The organism is Actinotalea ferrariae CF5-4, assembly GCF_000603945.1.
Taxonomy (GTDB): domain Bacteria; phylum Actinomycetota; class Actinomycetes; order Actinomycetales; family Cellulomonadaceae; genus Actinotalea; species Actinotalea ferrariae.
Genome location: NZ_AXCW01000305.1, coordinates 1 through 4,288, shown reverse-complemented (window position 1 = coordinate 4,288; position 4,288 = coordinate 1). Strand labels below are relative to the sequence as shown.

Genomic DNA, 4,288 nt, shown 5'->3' with positions numbered 1-4,288 from the left:
GTCCAAGATCCGGGGGTAGGCCCCCACCCCGGCGTCGATCCCGGAGCGCAGCCGCAGGGTCCCGCTCCACCCCTCGGGCGTCACGGTGGTCTCCAGCGCCCCCATGTGCGGACGGGCCATGGAGACCAACCGCCGTTGGCGCAGGCGCACCCGGCGCCCGGCGTCGTCGGTGAGCACGGCGGTGCGGGTGAGCACCCCGTGGCGTAGATCGAGCTCACGTCGCTCGTCGGTGGTCGTCAAGCCTCCGGCGGACCACCACCGTCCTTCGGTGGCCAGGTCGAGGACCAGCCAGTTCGGCGCGTTGACCAGGTGCTCGTCCTCGACCTGACGGCCGTGGACGGTGGACACGACCCGGTTGTAGACGCCCGCGAGGTAGGTCCCCGGGTAGTGCACCCCGTCCGCGGCGCGCTCCGGTGCCGCCCCCCGCGTACCGAGGTAGCCGTTGCCCAGGGTCGTCAGCGCTTCGCGGTGGCCCTCGTGGGCGGGGTCGAAACCCCCGTACACCAGCGTCCACGGGTCGGCCCGCAGGGCCCCGAGGTCGAGCTGGGCGACGTCCTCGACCACCAGGTCCGCCCCGGCGGCCTCCAGCTCGGCCCGCTGCCCCGCCCGGGCTACGCCCACCACGAGCCCGAAGCCGCCGCGCGCGGCGGCTTCGACGCCCGAGACGGCGTCCTCGACGACCGCCACCTGCCGGGGGTCGACCCCGAGCTCTCGCGCCGCCTGCAGGAACGTGGCCGGGTCGGGTTTGCCCGGCAGCCCCAGCTCGCCGGCTCGCGCACCGTCCACCACGACGTCGAACACCCCGGACAGGCCTGCCGAGTCCAGCAGTGTGCCGGCGTTGCGGCTGGCCGTGACCAGGGCGACCGGCACCCCACCGGCCCGCAACCGCTCGAGCAGCCCGACCGTGCCGGGAAACGCCTTGGCGCCACGCTCGGCGAGCAGGTCGAGATAGATCTCGTTCTTCCACGACCCCAGGCCATGCACCGTCCACTCACCCGCAGGGTCCTGGCGCGTCCCGACGGGTACGTCGACGCCGCGGGCGGCGAGGAAGGTGGCGACCCCGTCCTCCCGAGCGCGTCCGTCGACGTAGCGCCGGTAGTCCGCCTCCGGGTCGAACGGCTCCCTGGAGGTCGCCCCCGCCGTGCGGGGATCGGCGAGCACCGTGTCGAAGAGCCGCCGCCATGCCTCGGTGTGCAACGTTGCGGTGTCCGTGACCACACCGTCCATGTCGAAGATCACCGCCTCGTGCGGCGGTGCCGCCCCGGCCGGGGCGGGTGCCCGCGCGGAAAGGGTGGGCGGCGGCGTCGGGTGTGTCACGGTTCTCCTCGGGTCGGCAGGTCGAGCTCGCCACCTGGGCCGGCGAGCCCGGAGCCCTCGTGCGGCTCACTGGGGGCTGGTCGTGAAGCAGGGTCGACGGCGCGGCCGGGTGTGGAGACCCGGCGCTGCGGCCGCAGGGAGGTCCACATGGCCACCAGCACCGCCGTCAGGCCCACGGCGGTCCACCCGCCCGGTCGCTCCCCCAGCACCACGGCGGCCAGGGCGATGCCGAAGACGGGGGTCAGGAACGTCCAGGTGGTCAAGATGTCGAGCCGGCTGTGGCGGGCCTCGGTGAACCACGCCACGGTCGTCGCCGCGGTGCCCACCAGAGCGAGGAACGCCAGCGAGAGGACGAAGCGCGGCGTCCACGCGATCACCGGGGCGCCCTCGACGACAGCGGCCAGCACCACGAGCCCGACGCCGCCGATCAGCAGGTGCCACCCCGTGGCCACGACGAGATCGAGTCCGCCCAAGCGCCGGGACAGCAGCGTGCCCCCCGTGACGGCGGCCGCAGCGAGCAGCGAGAGCGCCGCTCCGCTGCCGCCGCCACCGGGCACCGCGACGAGGACCAGGCCGGCGAAGCCGACGACCAGCGCGGCCACCGTCCGCAGGGAGAGCCTCTCGCCATACAACCACCAGGCCGGCAGAAGGATCAGCAAGGGCTGGGCGTTCGCCAGCACGGCGGCCGTGCCGGTGGCGAGCCCCACCACGCCGCCGAACATCGCCGCGAACGCCACCGTGACGTTGACCAGGCCAAGGACGGTGATCAGCGTCCAGGCACGGCCGCCCCGCAGAGCCGGCCGGTGCTGGACACCGGCGAACGCCAGCAGCGCCGCCCCGGCTACCAGCGCCCGCAGGGCGGCATACCACAGCAGCGGTGCGTCCCGCAGGCCCCACACGATCACCAGGAAGCACGCACCCCATGCCGCGGTGATCCACAGCATCCGCCACGGCTTCGGCCGCCGATGTTCCCCGGCCACCGCCGGGGCCGGGGAACACGTCGCGGTCGTCGCCTGCATGGGTACGGACCTTCTCAGCGGACGCCGGCGGGGGCCGGGGCGGGCTCCGGCTTGCTCTCCCGGACCCCGTGCGGAGCGGTCGGAGCCTGCTGTGCGGGCAGCCGGAGCCGCTTGAGCAGGAGGGCGTTGATCGTGACGATGACCGTGGAACCAGACATCGTCAGAGCCGCGATCTCCGGACGGAGCATCAGGCCGAGGGCGGGGTAGAACACCCCCGCAGCGATGGGCAGCGCGAGGACGTTGTATCCGATCGCCCAGCCCAGGTTCTGGCGCTCCTTGCGCACCGTGGCCTTGCCGATGCGCAGTGCGACGGACACGTCCAAGGGATCGGAGCGCATCAGGACGATGTCTGCGGTCTCGATCGCCACGTCCGTGCCGGCCCCGATCGCGATGCCGATGTCGGCCTTGGCCAGCGCCGGGGCGTCGTTGACGCCGTCCCCGACCATCGCCACCGTCTTCCCGGCCCGCTGCAGCTCGGCGACCTTGTCCGCCTTGTCGCCCGGCAGGACCTCGGCGATCACGGTGTCGATGCCCAGCTGCTCCGCGATGCGGCGGGCGGTGGCCTCGTTGTCGCCCGTGAGCATGGCGACCTCGATCCCGGACTCGTGCAGGGCTGCCACCGCCGCGGCGGCCGTCTCCCGGGCGGCGTCGGCCAACGCGATGACGCCTACTGCACGCCCGTCCACGGCGACCAGCACCGCGGTGCGCCCGGACGCGGCCAGCTCGTCCCGGCTCGCGGCCAGGTCGCCGAGGTCGACGTTCTCGCTGGCCATCAGCCGACGGTTGCCCACCAGCACACGGTGTCCTTCGACGGTTGCCGTCGCCCCGTGCCCGGGGACGTTCAGGAACTCGCTCGCGCTGAGCGCGGGAAGACCCCGGTCGGCGGCATAGGCGTCGATGGCCCGACCCAGGACCCCGTCGCCCCAGGCGGCGCCTTCGAGTACGCCTTCGTCGTGCCGGACGCCGGCACCTACTGGTTCCACCCGCACGTCGGCGTCCAGCTCGACCGGGGCCTGCAGGCGCCGCTGATCGTGGAGGACCCTGCGGACCCCCTGCGCTACGACGAGGAGGTGGTCCTGGTCCTCGACGACTGGACCGACGGCTGGGGCGACTCCCCCGAGGCCATCCTCGAGCGGATGGCCCGCGACGGCATGGTCATGGGTTCTGCGAACGGCATGGAGGGCATGGAGGGCATGGAGGGCATGAGCATGGCGGACACCATGCCCTCCGCGGACCAGCCGTTGGGTGCCGACACGGGTGACGTCGTCTACCCCGCGCACCTGATCAACGGCCGAGTGCCGGCGGACCCCCTCGTGGTCAGCTCGGCCCCGCGCCGCCGCATCCGCCTGCGCATCATCAACGCCGGCGCTGACACCGCCTACCGGTTCGCCGTCGGCGGCCACCGGCTCACCGTGACCCACACCGACGGCTTCCCGGTCGACCCGGTCGAGGTGGACACCCTCGTCATCGGGATGGGCGAGCGCTACGACGTCATCGTCACGGCAGGGGACGGAGCCTTCCCGATCGTGGCCGTCCCGGAGGGCAAGGATGCCGCACCGGGTCTCGCGGTCCTGCGCACAGCGTCCGGGCCGAGCCCAGCCCCGGGGGTCCGCCCGGCCGAGCTCGCCGGGCGCCTACTCGGCTACGGCGACCTCACGGTGGCCGAGCCGGCAGCCCTGTCGCCCCGTCAGCCCGATCGAGAGCTCGAGCTCGCGCTGCAGATGGTGGACGGCGGCCGCAGGTGGGTCATCAACGGGGCCGTCTTCGGCGACCACGAGCCGCTCGAGGTCCGCGCCGACGAGCGGGTCCGGCTGGTGATGCGCAACGAGTCGATGATGTTCCACCCGATGCACGTGCACGGGCACACCTTCGCGATGGCATCCCGGACAGGTCGCGCGGGCATACGCAAGGACACGGTCAACGTGCTCCCGGGGCCTGTCCCCGGATCCTGG

Annotated in this window: 4 protein-coding genes; 1 reads left to right on the top strand and 3 read right to left on the bottom strand. The window is 73.4% G+C overall.

Translation table 11 applies throughout. The annotated features are described in order from the left end of the window. The 3 genes from N866_RS16760 to N866_RS16750 all read right to left on the bottom strand — a co-directional run. The coding region (locus N866_RS16760; RefSeq protein WP_034228606.1) for a beta-phosphoglucomutase family hydrolase at positions 1 to 1,317 on the bottom strand (1,317 nt) is incomplete at its 3' end. Further along, on the bottom strand, positions 1,314 to 2,336 hold the full coding sequence (locus N866_RS16755; RefSeq protein WP_081802756.1) for a DMT family transporter: 1,023 nt from the start codon (positions 2,334 to 2,336) through the stop codon (positions 1,314 to 1,316). The genes N866_RS16755 and N866_RS16760, both read right to left, overlap by 4 nt. Before the next feature lie 14 nt (positions 2,337 to 2,350). Next, positions 2,351 to 3,235, bottom strand: coding sequence for an HAD-IC family P-type ATPase (locus N866_RS16750; protein WP_245612638.1), 885 nt, complete (start codon positions 3,233 to 3,235; stop codon positions 2,351 to 2,353). Between N866_RS16750 and N866_RS16745 the strand changes: the two genes are divergently transcribed. Next, a partial coding sequence (locus N866_RS16745; protein ID WP_245612637.1) for a multicopper oxidase family protein occupies positions 3,164 to 4,288 on the top strand: 1,125 nt, incomplete at its 3' end. The two genes, N866_RS16750 and N866_RS16745, sit on opposite strands and share 72 nt — an antisense overlap.

Bases quoted from the DNA above. Each gene is read 5' to 3' on its own strand.
- N866_RS16755 (WP_081802756.1), bottom strand. From the start codon at position 2,336: ATGCAGGCGACGACCGCGACGTGTTCCCCGGCCCCGGCGGTGGCCGGG.